Genomic DNA, 14879 nt, shown 5'->3' with positions numbered 1-14879 from the left:
ATTCCGGACGGAGAACCGTCCGAGAGAAACGCCCGCCTCGATGAGGCGGGCGTTTTCATTTTCAGCGATCGGATCGTCGTCCTATTCCACGCGATAGCGCAACGTGCCGACGGACCAGCGAATACCGCGCCTGTCGAGATCATCGGTCCAGGTCTTCTGCAATCGCCCAACGATGTCGCCAAGCGCCTCCCGGGCGTTCAGCTCGATCTTCAGCCCACGGGCTTTCGGCGCAATGCCGCTCAAATCGACGGCATCGCTGACCACAAATGCGACGAGGACGTTTTCGCCCAAGCCCGAAGCTTCGAAATCAAAGCCGTAGTATTCATCCGGCAATGCCAGCGGCACGTCTGGCGCAAGCGGCGTGATCTTCTGCGCGAACTCATTCGGAAAGATCTGCGTCGCCTTGCCCTGGCTGTTCACGTCGAAGAGCAGCAGGTCGCCGCTGATGCGGCTGGTTACCGTCAGCTTGAAAACGTCGCCAGCCTTCATGGTTGTCGGTCGGTCTATGGCAATCCTGACATCTCCGGTCTCTGTCTTGCCGATGACGTCGCTGACGGCGTTGACGGCATTGGCGTCTTGATGGGTGGGGTGGGCTAGGTTCGGAGTGCCAGCTTGCAGATAAGCCCCCTGCCCGTTGCCACTTGCATCCAGCTTTTCGGTCACGACTGCGCTCTCACCAAGAGCCTGCGCCTTGCTTTCCAACTGCGGGTCGAGATTGCCGCATTTGTCCTGCGATGCACAGTAAGCGGTCGATTGCGCCTTTACGAACTCGAGAAGCTCGGCGTTGCTCGTCAAGCCGTTGCCGTTCGCATCGGCGGCATTTCCGGTCTGGCCAGCAATGAACGCGGCCGTGAACACGCCGTGGCGACCCTCAGCAGGTAGCCGCACATCGTCCCAGGCGACCTGGTATGGCGCAGCCGCGCTCCAGACGGTCACGCCCGCTTCCGCGAGCTTCGGCTTGTCGACGACGGCAAGATCGATCCTGAGGCCGCGCGTCAATGCCTGCTCAACCGGCTTGGCATGAGGGCGCGGCAGGAAACGGGCACCCTCGATGCTCGCGGCTATATCGTCGGAGAGCGTGCGAGAGATCGGGCCGGAATGGCAAGCGTCGATCACCATCGTCACCGCCCGTCCCTGCAACTGCTCCAGGACCTGGTTGATCTCGTCGTCGAGGATCGCGCCTTGCCAATCGGTTTCGCCGGACATGATATCGACAGGCGCCAGCGCCTCGTCCAGTCCATCCGCCTCGTCACCATCCGCATCCTTCACCTGAAGGCCGTGGCCGGAAAAATAGATGTAGACGCGATCGCCGGGCTCGGTTGCATCGACGAGCCACGAGTTCATCGATGAGAGTATCTCCGCTCGCGTCGCCTGTTCGTCCTTCAAAACACGGATCGAGGACGCGTCGAAACCGAGCCTGCCCGTCAGCAGGCCCTGCATTGCCACGAGATCGTTCTTCGGACCTTGAAGCGCGAACTGCGGCGGCAGGCTCGGATAGCTTCCGACACCAATGAGCAAGGCCCGGTCGCCGGCCGTGGCCGGAGCCGCGTGCAAGGCGAGACATGTCACCACAGCAAGCACCGCACGCCATGACTTGCCATGCGTGCTCATTGGCCCCGCTCCCTCGTGTAAAGCGGCTGGATGGCGACCGTGCTGTCGCTGCCTTCCAGTCGCGTCTCAAGAAGGCGCAGAAGCGCTGCGGCATCGAGCTTGGAGTTGGAGAAGGCGGCCGCAATGGCGTCGATCGGCGCATTGGTCGAAATGACGACCAGATGATCGGCGCCGAAGGGTTTCACCACCTCCAGGCCCTGAAGCTGAAATGCATGGCTGCCGCTGCCGGCGATCTGCGCATCGAGAAGCTGCGCTTCACCGGTATTCGCCAGATTGAAAACCAGCATGTTGGCGTAGTCGCCCTGCGTCGCCTTAAAATTGAGACGGTCCCCTGCTGCATAGATGTCCTTGAGCGGTGTCAGCGATACGCTGCCAGGACTCTGCGCCGCCAAGGTCTTCAGGAAGTCGACCAGGATAAACTTGTCGACGGCGCCCTGGAGCATCTCCGGTGCGATATGCTCGCCGGCGACATCGCCGTTCGGCGTATAGAACTCGCCGGTTGCCGCATCCCAACGGTAGGGCACGCCATTGCCGCCCAGATTGTTGAGCGGCGGCGCCGCACCAGTGACGCGCAGTGCCAATTTCCCCGTCCAACCCATGTCACGCGGTGATTTCAGCCTCGTCCTGGCCGCGCCGGTCGCGGTCGTATCAATCGTCGCACTGCGCGGCAGCGACAGAACAATCTCCTTGTCGGAGCGCGGCAACTGCGGCGTAAAGTTCGGCACCTGCAGGGCTTCCGACTGAAGCTTGACGTTGGAGAAGACGTAGTCCTCGAGTTCGATGCGCGAGATCCGGCCATCGCCGTCGCGATCGGCAGCGCCTTCGAGGGCCCGAGCAAAGCTCCAGCTCAGCGCCCCGCGCGGCTCTCCGCCGATCACCACTTCCGGCGTCGGCTGACTTTCCAGCGACGCGGCGAGGATCGTCACGCGGGACAGTTCCGCCTCCTTCACCTTAGCGCCCTTGAGCGCCGCCTCGGACGGCGGAGGTACCTTCGCTCGCACGATCGGCGCAAGCCGCGTCTTGCCGGATATGGATCGGTTCATGCCACCGGAAAAGCAGCTGTCGGAAACGAACAGAACCTGAATGGCCTTGGCCTCCGCTTCCGCGAACCAGGCGTTCAGTTCGTTGTCGACGATGATCTCCTTGCCCGTTTCCTCCGCACGGCTTCTGTCGAAGCCTGGGAGTTCCAGGAACTCGTCGAGGCCGTCTTCCTCGCTGCCGGCGACCAATTCCGGCATCTGCGCACCATGGCCGGCATAGGTGAAGACGATCGTATCGCCGCGGGCTGCGCCGGCGACCAGTTCGCTCCAGGCGGAGCGAATGGCGTCCTTCGTCGCCTGCTCGTTGATGAACTGCCGTATCGTGCCTACATTGGCCGCCTTTAACGCCTGCGCGACATCGCGTGCATCCTTGACCGCGCCGTCGAGGCTCACTTCATGGGGATAGGCATCTATCCCGACGACAAGCGCCGACGTGGCGGCGAGGACGGGAGCTACCGGCAGGAGCAAGAGAGCCGTCGAAAGCAGGATCCTGTGCAGCACCGCTAGTTCCCCACATCCACTTCTACCCGCCTATCGAGCTGGTGCAGCATCATCTCGTCATAGGCGCTCGGATCGTCCGGTTTGAACGGCTCTTCCTCACCCCTGCCGACGACTGTCCAGGTGCCCGGATAGCCGGCATCGACGAGGTACTTCGCCAATGCCTCGGCGCGCGCGATCGACAGCGCCTTGTTCGCCTCTGTCGTGCCAACCGGATCGGTATGACCAATCAGCGTGATTGTCGGCGGCTTCGCCGATTTCAGGCATTCGAAAAGATCCTTTGCCGACTGCAATCCCTCGGGCGTGAACTCGGCGGTGCCGAAGACGTAGCGCACCGGCGTGGCCTTCTTCCTGATCGATATGCCGCGGTAGGAGAACTTGCAGGCGCCGCGCGCCGCGAGCTTGACGGGCTTGGCTGCCGCAAGCCGCATCTCCGAGGCCAGCCTGTCCAGCCGTAGGATGTAGTCCTTGTTCGGCGCCATCCAATCAGGTGTCAGCTCTTCGTTCGCCGTATCTTCCAGCGCCTGTTGATAATAGGTCGCCGCCGCCTCATAGTCCCGGCGCTCCCGGTTGATGTCACCGAGAGCATCGAGGATCTGCCAGGGGCCACCGGCGTCCCTGCTCGCAGTCGTCAGGTCGCCTTCGAAGCTTTCGAGCTTGGCGCCCTGGCTCACGGCGGCCGCGACACGGTTGAAGGTCGCCAGTGCCGCGACCCGACGCGTCAGCGCGATCTCAGTCGCCGAACATCCCGCGAAGCGCTCGGGATCGACCGCTGCACGCGTAGCCGCCTCGTCGCCGCGGTTCAGCGCCTCGGACGCCTGGCGAAGGCCATCGCAGGCCGCCGCCGGCAAGGCGAAAGGCAGCGCCAGTGCCGACGCGAGAATGAGGGATGTCATCACCGCTGCCATGGTTCGCCCGTCAATCCTTGATCTCGAACGTCACCATCTGAACGCTGCTGGCTCCGGCATCGCCCTGGGCCTGCTTGGCTAGATTGATCGCCAGCCCCCTCGTCGGCGGCAACCGCGACGTCGCCACGTAGTCGCGCGCCTTCTCCACGGTGAGCCTCTGATCGCCAAGCCCGCCGACACGGCAGAAAGCCAACATCGACTCGGATGGTGCCGGCGTGTCGAAGGTCAGTGTGCCTGTCCCAGGCTGCGGGATCAGGCGCCGTTCGCCCGGCTGCAGCGTCGTGTTGCCAATCATCACATCCGGGATGACCTCTACATTGCCGTTCTCCTCGACATAGAGGATCTGCAGCTCGCAGGCCTGATTGGCACTGAGCTCGAAGGAAAGCTGATCGCCGACCTTCGCCGTCGTCGACTTCACGTTCAGTGCGAGTGCGAGCCTGTCGCCAGCTTCCGCTTTCTCCTTGCGATAATTGGGCACCGCGACCGCGATCGATTGTGGCCTCGCATCCGACGGCTGATCGGCACCGGCAACGACGATTGCCGCAGTGTCCAGGGGACGGCGCTGGAGCAAAGGTTCCAGCAGCAAGGCATATTGCTGTTCGACCTCATTGCGCGGAATCGTTCCGCCGGCTTCCAGGGTCGTCACCCAGTCGAGCCCCAGGCGCAGGACATCGGTGTTCGTCACGCGCTTGATGGCGTCGGAGAATTGCTTCGGCGTCATGTCGAACTCTGCCGCCAAACCGTCAAAGTCGAGCTCGTCTTCGTATTTGTCCGCGAAGTAGGTGATGATCTCCGCATCGCCCGGCGCATGCCTGCTCTGCAGACCGCCATCGGGCGTCGGCTCGGTGACGCCGAGCGCCTTGAGGGCGGCGACGAAGCGCTCGCGATCCTTGCGATAGGCCTCGTCCAGTTCCTCCTGCTTCACATACATGGCGAGCAGCACGTCCTGCTGATCCTTGCTGAAAAGCGTCGATGTCTCGATATGCTCCCGCAACTGATCGCGCTTCGACAGAATGCCGTCGGCATGGCAATCGACGCAGGAACGCGCATTGATGATCTCGACGCCCTTGCCGATCGGACGCTTGCGGAACGAGACGATCGTCGTCGGGCCAACATCAAGCTGTTTGCCCGCCGCCGTGGATAAGTAGTACCCCTGCAACCCGTTCGGGAGCGAAAAGATCATCTCGCCCCCATCATGTTCGAACGGCACCAGACCCGCATCGAGCGGGGCGAGTTCCTTCGGCCCGTGCGGGAACCGCTTCAGCACCTGCTTGCCGACGTCGCCGCCGAAATCGTAGGATTTCCAGTAATAACCGCCGAAGGGCATGTCGTGCCGCTCCAGCATGCGGTTATGGTCGGATACGCCGGAAGAGCCATCGGCGAAGCCCGCGCGCAGGACGTCTCGTCGGCGGATGTTGGCGGCGACATCGATCTTGAAGCGCGCCTCGAGCTCGCTAATCTGGGTCGGCAGCCTCATCAGCCGATTGTAGATCTCCGGCCTGGCGCCATTGCTCATGAACCAGTCGATCCGCATGATCGGCAGTTGCGTGGCCGTCTCCCTGGAAAGCGCCGCCAGTGACGGGTCGCTCTGCGGATCGATGCCATAGAAATAGCGTTTGATCAGGAAGTCATAGTCCGTGGCCTCCCATTGCAACTCGCGCAGATCGACGCGCACCAGCAGCCCGTTGGTGCCGTCGACCTCCTTCGGCAGTACCAGTTTCGGTCCATAGGAGAGCGAATTCAGCAGTTTCTTGAAGCCGCCCGCGAGCACGTCCATGCGCTTCATGAAGGTCTGGTCGTCCTCGCAGCCCATCATGCCGTTATATTGGTCGCGATAGGAGAAATAGCGCATGAACGGACGATCGCGTTCGCTGACAGTCCCTATGTCCTTCAGCGCCGCCTCGACGAACTGCCCGTAGGTCAACATCGGGCGCGCGCGCTCGGGCTTCGTCGCTGCGGTTTGCGGCAGGCTTTTCTCGCTCAGCGCGTTGATCCAGTCCTCCAGCACCTTGATCTCTTCGGCCGAGGGCCGTTTGCCGAGCGGCATGCGGCCGCTGACGACAGTCGAATAGAGACGCGACTTCGATGCGTCGCCCGGCGTCACGAAATTGGCATCGGCGGCGATCGAGGCGAGATCGCCGGCCGGGTAGCTTCCCTGCGAACTTTCGCCCGGTCCGTGACAGTTGCGGCAATACTTGCCGATGAAGGCATCCGCCTGCTGCGCCAGCGCCGCATTGTCGCCGCCGAGCGCTTCCGCTGCCGTGCTTTCCTTGCAGACGGCGGTCACAGATTGCGCCACCGGCGCCGGCGCCTTCACTTCGCGGTCGGAAAGAAAGGCGTAGATCGCCCGCCGGTCGTCCTCCGTCAAAACTCTCAGGCCCTTGGCGATGCGCCGCATGACGGGATCGCTGACTGGCGCGCCTGAAAGTTTCTTGCCTTCGTCGATCAGGCCCTTGGTGAAGACCTCGGGTGAAGCAAGGCCCGCCATCTTCGCCTTGCTGATGTCAGGCGCAACCGCGCCCGTCAGATCCTTTTCACCCTGGTAGGCACGCTCCAGATCGAGGCCATAGGTGGTCGTGCGCGGCGTATGGCAGTCGCCGCAAGCGCCGACATTCTCGACGAGGTAACGACCGCGCTCGGCTTGCGTCTCTTCCCGCGGCTGATAGCCCGGCACGGTGAAGTGGCTGCGCTTCCAGAGCGTGATTGTCGTCTGGCGACTGAAGGGGAAGGCGATCTCGTGTTCCTTCGAGGCGGCGTCCGACTGCGGCAGTGTTTCGATATAGGCCTTGATGTCGAGCGCATCCTCCGGCTTCATCCCGCCATAGGACGTGTAGGGCATGACCGGGTAGAGGTTGTTTCCCTCCCGATCGAGGCCGACCAGCACCGCGTTCAGGAACTGTGCGTTTGTCCACCCGCCGATACCGTTGGCGTGCGGAGAAATGTTCGGCGCATAGAAGGTGCCGATCGCGGTGTTCATCTCCATGCCGCCCGAAAGCAGTTCCAGATTGTCGCCGGATCCGTGACAGGCGCCACAGCCCGCGGCGTTGAACATGTACTGGCCGTTTTCCACGTTCGCCTTGTAGGTCGAAAACGCGTCATCGGCGAAGGCATCGCGTGCTTCTGCAAGGGCGGGACAAAGCGAGATGGCAAGCAGTACCGCCGCCGACAAGGCCAATGATCGCGTGCCGGGGCCGGCTCTTCGCGAGACGCTCTCCAGCCTTCTCCGCAGACCGCGCATGAAACCCTCTCCTCAATCAACAAATGGCTCGTAAAATCTGCTGCTTATCGAAACTGAAACCGCTCGAACTCGATTCGCCTCGGTTTCTTGCCGAGTTCCTTCAAGCCTTTGACGATTGCTTCTCTCAACGGCGGCGGACCGCAGAACCACAGGTCGGCCTCCGACGGATCGATCATGCTTCCGGTTGCCAGCTTGGCCGCGTCCAGGCGTCCATCCGCAGAGGAGTCGTGCAGGACGAAACTGAAGTTTCCGAGCGTGCGCGCCTGCGCCTCGAAGGTTTCCAGGCCGATCGCCTCGCGTCGGTCGCGCACGCAATAGACCATATGGATCTGCTGCCCTTCGTCGCCCTTCAGGTGCCGCGCCATCGCCAGGAACGGCGTAACGCCGATGCCGCCGGCAAGCCAGATCTGCTTCTTGCCGCCACGACGATGATTGAAGCGGCCGTAGCCGCCTTCGAGCTTCAGCCGATCACCGGCCGCGATATTGGCACGGAGCGCTTGCGTATAGTCCCCGAGCGGCTTGATCGCGAAGCGGACGATGCCGTCAGCCTCGATGCCGGCGATTGTAAACGGGTGCGGCTCCCGAAGGCCCGGCTTCATCACGCGCAGAAACCCGAATTGCCCCGGCTTCGCGCGGAGGCGACGCCCGAGTGGCCGCGCCGCGATCACGGTCGCGCCGTCCTCCCTGGCGACATCAAAAACTTCGTAGCCACGCGTTCTGAGCCAAGGCAGAAGCTGGGTATAGGCGTAGCTCAGAATGCCGAGAGCGGCAAAAACGTTCAGATAGACCGCGAGCATCGCGGTGCCGTCATAGGGGCGCTTGATAAACATCTGGTGGAAAGCGACGAGAACAAAGAGCAGACCGATCAGGCGGTGCGTGTATCGCCAGAGGTGGTACGGAATCTCCATCTTTGTCCTCGGGATGACCTTGACGATGCTGAGAACCAGCAGGACGACGAAACCATAGAAGGCATATTTCCCGGCCGAGGCGGCTAGGTGGTTCAGGCCGCTCGTCAGTGCAAGCCCCTTGAAATCGGGCTTTAGAAAATAATGGACGAGGATCAAGATCAGCACGGAGATGCCGATCCTGCGGTGGAAGTGATAAACGCGGTCGAGACCGCCGAACAAGGCTTCGACGAATGGCGGGCGCGCGGCCATGAATTGCGCGATCGCCATACCGACGAAAGCGGCGGACGAGGCCATCAGGGAGAATGTCGTCAATGCGTTGGTGTGGCTGACCACGGGCACGGCCAGCAGCCCCGCAAACACCATCAGCGACCAGACCAGAAACGCGCCCACTTGCATCCTGCGCCCCTCAACGCCGACGTCAGACGGTTGTTGCCAAGGGGAAGACTGACAAGCCCCTTACCGTTCGTCAACATCATTCCCGCTGGAAACGGCTGATGAGCTTCCTTTATTCATGCCTTTGAAATTCGTGATTTTTGAGCGCTTGCTCATTTACCTTCCTCAAGGCTCGCATCAGCTTGAAAGGCGATACTCGGATGCGACGATCGCCTTGCTTGCCTCCCTATGAGAAATTGTGCAAGCTCCTGATATATCAGAAGCAAAGGAACGGCATGTCACTGCAATCCCAAGCGCACCTCGCCTACCTCGCGCTCGAACAGCTCATCGTGACACTGAAGCTCGAGCCCGGCGCCCTGGTCACCGAGAAACGGCTGATCGAGCTCGCGGGGCTTGGCCGAACGCCGGTTCGCGAAGCGATCCAGAAGCTCGCCTGGCAGGGCCTGATGGATGTGCGGCCGCGCGTCGGCCTGCAGATCACCACGATCCGTCCTGACGACCAGGTCCATGTCATGCAGGCCCGGCAGAAGCTGGAGCCGCTTGCGGCAGCTCTGGTCGCGACACACGCGAATGCTGATGACCGAAGCGCGATGAAAGCCTGCGGCGTGGAGATGGCCGCCTGCCTCGACGCAGGCGACATGGAGGGTTTCCTCGTGGCCGACAAGGTCTTTGACGAACTGATGGAAGAGGCCTGTCCCAACCGCTTCCTGACTGCGGCGCTGGCACCTTTGCAGACCCATGCGCGCCGCATCTGGTTTGCGTCCTCCTCTCCGGAAAAGATGGCTGGGTCGGTCCGCCGCCACGTCACCGTGATCGATGCGATCGAAAGGGGGGATGCTCCAACTGCATCTGCGGCCATGACGGAATTGATGAACTATCTGTCAGACGCCTGAGGACCGGTCGCACACGTGCGAAGAAATCACCACAACCATTTGCTTTGACAATGATTTCTTCGCTCGCAAGCCTTGATGTATCACGCCGTTGGCATCATGCTTCCGGTCTTCAGGCGGCGCACATGCCAATCGAAAGCCTCTTCAAGGATATGAGGCGTCTGGCCACCACGGGTCGCGGCGGCACGCTCGAAGTAGTCGGAGAGCAATTCACGATAGGCCGGATGGCAACAGTTGTTGATGACGACGGGCGCGCGCTCGCGCGGCGCCAGGCCACGCAGATCGGCAAGCCCGTGCTCGGTCACCAGGATATCGACATCATGCTCCGTGTGGTCGACATGGGATACCATCGGCACGACGGATGAAATGGCTCCGCCCTTGGCAACCGACTTGGCGACGAAGATCGACAGGAAGGCGTTGCGCGCGAAATCACCCGAGCCGCCGATGCCGTTCATCATGTCCGTACCGCCGACGTGAGTAGAGTTGACGTTTCCGTAGATATCGAATTCGAGCGCCGTGTTGATGCCTATGACACCTAGGCGCCGAATGATCTCCGGATGGTTGCTCACCTCCTGCGGCCTGAGGACCAGCTTGTCCTTGTAGGCGCCGATGTTGCGGAACACCCGGTCGGCCCAGGCGCTGCTCAGTGTCATCGACGATGCCGAGGCGAAACTGAGTTTCCCTGCCTCGAAAAGTTCGAAAGTGCTGTCCTGAAGCACCTCGCTATACATGCGCAGATCATGGAACGGGCTGTCGACGAGGCCGCTCAGCACCGAATTGGCGATCACGCCGATGCCGGCCTGCAGCGGATTGAGCGTCATATCGAGACGTCCCTTGCGCACCTCTTCCTGCAGGAAGCCGATCAGATGGCCGGCAATCGCCTTGGTTTCGGCATCCGGCGGCGAGATGCGCGCGGCGCTGTCCTGTTTCTCCGTCACGACGATGGCGACGATCTTTTCAGAATCGACCGGGATGTAGGGTGAACCCGCCCGGCTGTCGCAGGCAACGACAGGGATTGGCGTGCGGCTTGGGCGCTTCGCCGGAATGAAGACATCGTGCAGGCCCTCGAGCTGCGGGCTGTGGCTGAGATTGAGCTCGACGATCACCTTCTTCGCCAGGATCGCGAAGCTCGCGGAGTTGCCGACCGATGTCGATGGCACGATGCCGCCATCCTCGGTGATCGCCACCGCCTCCACCACCGCATAGTCGATCGGGCTGATCTGGCCGGAACGCAGCTGCTCGACGGTTTCCGAGAGATGCTGGTCGATGAACATCACCTCGCCGCGGTTGATCGCGGCCCTGAGCACCGGATCAGACTGGAACGGCAGGCGACGGGCAAGGACGCCGGCTTCCGTCAGCGTCTTGTCGATATCGTGGCCGAGCGAAGCACCGGTCAACAGCGTGATGCGGAACTTTTCCGTGGCGGCTCGTTCGGCCATCGCGAGCGGCACCGCCTTGGCATCACCGGCCTTGGTAAAGCCGCTCATACCGATCGTCATGCCATCCTTGATGAGCGCGGCGGCAGCCTCCGGCGTGACGATGCGATCACGCAGCGGCTTGCAGCGAATCCTGCTCTCAAGGCTTGTTCGGGTATCTCGGCTCATCGGGCACTCCCTGCAGAGCCCGCGGGGCTCACATCAGGATAGCGCGGGCTTGGTTTTTGGTGCGCTTATTTTGCATGGCTGCACGCACACGGTATGAAGTTTTGCGGCGACACGATAGCTCTTGGCGAAGGCGGGCGGTACGCAGAATGGACAAAGCGGGACTACCGCAAACGCATAACTCCACCACGCGTCGCCACAAACGACGAGGGGCGCACCCCAGGCGCGCCCCTCGAACGATAAGACTGCACAAAAAAGGATCAGCCGACGAAGGCCCGCTCGATCACGAATTCGGCCGGCTTGTTGTTGGCACCCTCGGTCAGCCCGGCTGCCTCGAGGATTTCCTTGGTGTCCTTCAGCATCGCCGTCGAGCCGCAGATCATGCCGCGGTCGACAGCCGGATCGAGTGGCGGCAGGCCGAGATCGGAGAAGAACTTGCCGTTGACCATCAGGTCGGTGACGCGGCCTTTGAACGGATAGTCCTCGCGGGTCACCGTCGCATAGTGGCGCAGCTTGTCGCCGACGATCTCGTTCAGGAACTCGTGGTTGCGGATTTCCTCGACGAGATCAAAGCCGTACTTCAGTTCGGCGACGTCGCGGCAGGTATGGGTGAGGATCACTTCCTCGAATTTCTCATAGGTTTCCGGATCGCGGATCAGACTTGCGAAAGGTGCAATGCCGGTGCCGGTCGAGAACATATAGAGCCTGCGGCCGGGAACCAGCGCATCAAGCACCAGCGTGCCGGTCGGCTTCTTGCGCATCAGCACCTTGTCACCCGGCTTGATCGCCTGCAGGTGCGAGGTCAGTGGGCCATCCGGCACCTTGATCGAGAAGAACTCCAGCTCTTCATCCCAGGCGGGGCTGGCGATCGAATAGGCGCGATAGATCGGCTTGTCGCCAACCATCAGGCCGATCATCGCGAATTCACCGGAGCGGAAGCGGAATTCCGCGGGGCGGGTCATGCGGAAGCGGAAGAGCCGATCCGTATAATGCTCAACGCTCGTCACCGTCTCGACGTAAACGCCTGCCGGTGCCTGGATCGCGAAATCTTCCGTTTTTGCCGGAGCATTCATCTGGCTAAAGTCCTGTAATGATGACCCTGTTTATCAACAATGACCGGATATTCCAAGCCACGCGCGATGGGAAGGAATTCCCTTCCAAATATAGTCGCTTTCGGGGATTTCAGCGTGCTTCACACTGTCGCGGCCGATCCGACCCAATTCTTGCGCGAGGCCAGACGGAAAACCGCATCACATTATTCCTGGCATTGCGTCATGAAACACGCCGCCAGCTATAGGATTTTGCATCGGTCGAGGGCTTTGCCGTCGGTTGGTAGTGAACGGCTATCCCAGGCAGGCGTCCTTCCGAAAGGCGCTTGAGCGCCGTCGCATTGCTGACCGCGAAGCTGTCGACACCACAGCGCAGCATCAGCGGGATCTGGTCGATCAGCACGTCGCCGACCGCCCTCACCTCGCCGTCGAAGCCGAGACGCGAGCGCAGCAGCGACGCGTGGCTGAAGGCGCGACCGTCGTTGAAGGCCGGGAATGCCACCGCCACGAGAGCGACGCGATCGAGATGGGGCGCCAGCTTCGTCACATCATCTGCCGGTGCGATGACCACGCCGAGGCCGGTTTCGTCGCTCGTTTCCACCTTGGCGAGGAACGCGTCGAGGCCAATGATCGCCTTCTCGTTCGAGCCCGCCTTCGTTTCCTCCGTCTCGATGACCCAGGGATCATCGCCCACGAAGCCGGTTTCCTTCCAGATTTTCGTCATATCCGTTCCTTGCGCCTCAGGCAGCTTCCTGCGCACTGCCGTAGAGCGCGTCCTTGAAGGGTTGCGGGCCAACGCGGCGATAGGCTTCGAGGAAGGTCTCGTCCTTGTCGCGGCGCAGTCCCAGATAGGTGTCGACGATCGTCTCCACGGCGTCGGTCACCTTCTCCGGCTCGAAGCCGCGGCCGATGATCTCGCCGATCGAGGTGTTCTCATCGCCGGAGCCGCCGAGCGTGATCTGATAGAGTTCCGCACCCTTCTTCTCGACACCGAGCAGGCCGATATGGCCGACATGGTGATGACCGCAGGCGTTGATGCAGCCGGAGATCTTGATCTTCAGTTCGCCGATCTCGGCCTGGCGCTCGGGCGAACCGAAACGGTTCGAGATCTCCTGCGCCACCGGAATGGAGCGTGCATTGGCGAGTGCGCAATAGTCCAGCCCCGGACAGGCAATGATATCCGTGATCAGGCCGGCGTTGGCGGTCGCAAGGCCGGCGGCAACGAGCGCACGGTAAACCGGCTCGAGATCGGCCAAGGCCACATGCGGCAGGATGAGGTTCTGCTCGTGGCTGACACGGATTTCATCAAAGGCATATTCCTCGGCGATATCGGCAACGGCATCCATCTGCGCGTCGCTTGCGTCGCCCGGAATGCCACCGATCGGCTTCAGCGAGATCGTCACCATGCCGTAATCCGGATGCTTATGCGGTTGCACGTTCTGCTGCACCCAGCGGGCAAAGTCCGCATCGGTCTTCTTCCAGCGCGCGAGGCTCTCCCAGCCTTCGGCGCGGTTACCGAGCGCCGGCGGCGCGAAATAGGTGGAGATCGCCTGGATGTCCGTTTCAGGCAGCTTCAGCTCGGTGTCCTTGAGCGCGGCAAATTCGACCTCGACCTGGCGCGCCAGTTCCTCGGCGCCGGTCTCGTGCACGAGGATCTTGATGCGGGCCTTGTACTTGTTGTCGCGACGACCGTGGAGGTTGTACACGCGCATGATCGCCGTCGTGTAGGACAGCAGATCCTCTTCCGGCAGGAAGTCGCGGATCTTCTTGGCGATCATCGGAGTGCGGCCCTGGCCACCGCCGACATAGACGGCAAAGCCGATGCGGCCGTTCTCGTCCTTCTTGAGGTGCAGGCCGATATCGTGGACCTGGATCGCGGCTCTGTCGCGCTCGGCGCCGGTGACAGCGATCTTGAACTTGCGCGGGAGGAACGAGAATTCCGGATGAACGCTCGACCATTGTCTCAAGATTTCTGCATAAGGCCTTGGATCAGCGACCTCATCGGCCGCCGCGCCGGCGAAATGATCGGCCGTGACGTTGCGAATGCAGTTGCCCGAAGTCTGCAGCGCATGCATCTCGACCGTTGCTAGTTCCTGCAGGATATCCGGCGTATCGGAAAGACGCGGCCAGTTGTACTGGATGTTCTGCCGCGTGGTGAAGTGACCATAGCCGCGGTCATATTTGCGCGCGATGTGGGCGAGCATGCGCATCTGACGGCTCGACAACGTGCCGTAGGGAATGGCAACACGCAGCATGTAGGCATGCAACTGCAGATAGACACCGTTCATCAGGCGCAGCGGCTTGAAGGCATCTTCGGCAAGCTCGCCGCTCAAGCGGCGCCCGACCTGATCGCGAAACTGTTCGACGCGGGAGGAAACGAAAGCGTGGTCGAATTCATCGTAACGGTACATTGGGTATCGGTTCCTCAGGCAGCGTGTTTCGGGCCGGCCAAACCGCTGTAGCCGGCAGCATAGGGGATGGACGGGCCTTCGGCGCGGATGCGTTCACGCATGCGCAGCGGCCGAAGCGTGCCGTTGATCTCTTCCACGTCGACGACATTGACGTCGACGACCTTGTTGTCCTCGAACGCCTGCTTGCCCGTGGCTTCGAGCGCCGTCACGGCCTCGGCATGGCGGGCAACAAAGGCATCCTGAAGCGATTCGGCCCAGTTGCCGGCGGCATCCAGCCAGACGGAGATGCCGTCCGAAAGCCGATTTGCCGTCAAAACCTTGCTCACCATCGT

General features: G+C 61.9%; 11 protein-coding genes. 1 reads left to right on the top strand and 10 read right to left on the bottom strand.

Features of this window, described 5'->3' with window-relative positions; genetic code table 11:
- Window positions 1-81 precede the first annotated feature (81 nt).
- The 5 genes from AC1Z3V_RS24880 to AC1Z3V_RS24860 are packed head-to-tail and all read right to left on the bottom strand — an operon-like array spanning window position 82 to window position 8599.
- The gene (locus AC1Z3V_RS24880) at window positions 82-1611 is read right to left on the bottom strand and encodes a caspase family protein (RefSeq protein ID WP_483502302.1); all 1530 of its coding nucleotides are present in this window, start codon (window positions 1609-1611) and stop codon (window positions 82-84) included.
- Window positions 1608-3152 (bottom strand): caspase family protein, encoded by a 1545-nt coding sequence (locus AC1Z3V_RS24875; protein ID WP_483502300.1) that lies wholly within the window; start codon window positions 3150-3152, stop codon window positions 1608-1610. Before AC1Z3V_RS24875 ends, AC1Z3V_RS24880 begins: the two co-directional genes overlap by 4 nt.
- 2 nt (window positions 3153-3154) lie before the next feature.
- Window positions 3155-4045, bottom strand: coding sequence for an OmpA family protein (locus tag AC1Z3V_RS24870; RefSeq protein WP_483502299.1), 891 nt, complete (start codon window positions 4043-4045; stop codon window positions 3155-3157).
- Window positions 4046-4067: 22 nt separating this feature from the next.
- Window positions 4068-7295 (bottom strand): c-type cytochrome, encoded by a 3228-nt coding sequence (locus AC1Z3V_RS24865; RefSeq protein ID WP_483502297.1) that lies wholly within the window; start codon window positions 7293-7295, stop codon window positions 4068-4070.
- Between the two features lie 44 nt (window positions 7296-7339).
- The gene (locus AC1Z3V_RS24860) at window positions 7340-8599 is read right to left on the bottom strand and encodes a ferredoxin reductase family protein (RefSeq protein WP_483502296.1); all 1260 of its coding nucleotides are present in this window, start codon (window positions 8597-8599) and stop codon (window positions 7340-7342) included.
- A 272-nt stretch (window positions 8600-8871) separates the two neighbouring features.
- On the opposite strand from AC1Z3V_RS24860, the gene AC1Z3V_RS24855 reads away from it, so the two are divergent.
- The gene (locus AC1Z3V_RS24855) at window positions 8872-9489 is read left to right on the top strand and encodes a GntR family transcriptional regulator (protein ID WP_483502294.1); all 618 of its coding nucleotides are present in this window, start codon (window positions 8872-8874) and stop codon (window positions 9487-9489) included.
- An 80-nt stretch (window positions 9490-9569) separates the two neighbouring features.
- Here the strand turns inward: AC1Z3V_RS24855 and scpC are convergent, their stop codons facing one another.
- The 5 genes from scpC to AC1Z3V_RS24830 form a co-directional block, all read right to left on the bottom strand.
- The gene (gene scpC / locus AC1Z3V_RS24850; protein WP_483502292.1) at window positions 9570-11090 is read right to left on the bottom strand and encodes a succinyl-CoA:acetate CoA-transferase ScpC; all 1521 of its coding nucleotides are present in this window, start codon (window positions 11088-11090) and stop codon (window positions 9570-9572) included.
- A 257-nt stretch (window positions 11091-11347) separates the two neighbouring features.
- Window positions 11348-12160, bottom strand: a complete 813-nt coding sequence (locus AC1Z3V_RS24845) for a ferredoxin--NADP reductase (RefSeq protein WP_173516359.1) — start codon at window positions 12158-12160, stop codon at window positions 11348-11350.
- A 199-nt stretch (window positions 12161-12359) separates the two neighbouring features.
- On the bottom strand, window positions 12360-12860 hold the full coding sequence (locus AC1Z3V_RS24840) for a DUF934 domain-containing protein (protein ID WP_429816924.1): 501 nt from the start codon (window positions 12858-12860) through the stop codon (window positions 12360-12362).
- 16 nt (window positions 12861-12876) lie between these two features.
- Window positions 12877-14547 (bottom strand): nitrite/sulfite reductase, encoded by a 1671-nt coding sequence (locus AC1Z3V_RS24835; RefSeq protein WP_483502290.1) that lies wholly within the window; start codon window positions 14545-14547, stop codon window positions 12877-12879.
- Between the two features lie 14 nt (window positions 14548-14561).
- The gene (locus AC1Z3V_RS24830; protein WP_429816921.1) at window positions 14562-14876 is read right to left on the bottom strand and encodes a DUF2849 domain-containing protein; all 315 of its coding nucleotides are present in this window, start codon (window positions 14874-14876) and stop codon (window positions 14562-14564) included.
- Between the last annotated feature and the right edge of the window lie 3 nt (window positions 14877-14879).

Source organism: Ensifer sp. 38_S197 (genome assembly GCF_056924495.1).
This window is presented reverse-complemented; position numbering and strand designations above follow the sequence as displayed.

Bases quoted from the DNA above. Each gene is read 5' to 3' on its own strand.
- AC1Z3V_RS24880 (WP_483502302.1), bottom strand. From the start codon at position 1,611: ATGAGCACGCATGGCAAGTCATGGCGTGCGGTGCTTGCTGTGGTGACA.
- AC1Z3V_RS24870 (WP_483502299.1), bottom strand. From the start codon at position 4,045: ATGACATCCCTCATTCTCGCGTCGGCACTGGCGCTGCCTTTCGCCTTG.
- AC1Z3V_RS24865 (WP_483502297.1), bottom strand. From the start codon at position 7,295: ATGCGCGGTCTGCGGAGAAGGCTGGAGAGCGTCTCGCGAAGAGCCGGC.
- AC1Z3V_RS24860 (WP_483502296.1), bottom strand. From the start codon at position 8,599: ATGCAAGTGGGCGCGTTTCTGGTCTGGTCGCTGATGGTGTTTGCGGGG.
- AC1Z3V_RS24855 (WP_483502294.1), top strand. From the start codon at position 8,872: ATGTCACTGCAATCCCAAGCGCACCTCGCCTACCTCGCGCTCGAACAG.
- scpC (WP_483502292.1), bottom strand. From the start codon at position 11,090: ATGAGCCGAGATACCCGAACAAGCCTTGAGAGCAGGATTCGCTGCAAG.
- AC1Z3V_RS24845 (WP_173516359.1), bottom strand. From the start codon at position 12,160: ATGAATGCTCCGGCAAAAACGGAAGATTTCGCGATCCAGGCACCGGCA.
- AC1Z3V_RS24840 (WP_429816924.1), bottom strand. From the start codon at position 12,860: ATGACGAAAATCTGGAAGGAAACCGGCTTCGTGGGCGATGATCCCTGG.
- AC1Z3V_RS24835 (WP_483502290.1), bottom strand. From the start codon at position 14,547: ATGTACCGTTACGATGAATTCGACCACGCTTTCGTTTCCTCCCGCGTC.
- AC1Z3V_RS24830 (WP_429816921.1), bottom strand. From the start codon at position 14,876: ATGGTGAGCAAGGTTTTGACGGCAAATCGGCTTTCGGACGGCATCTCC.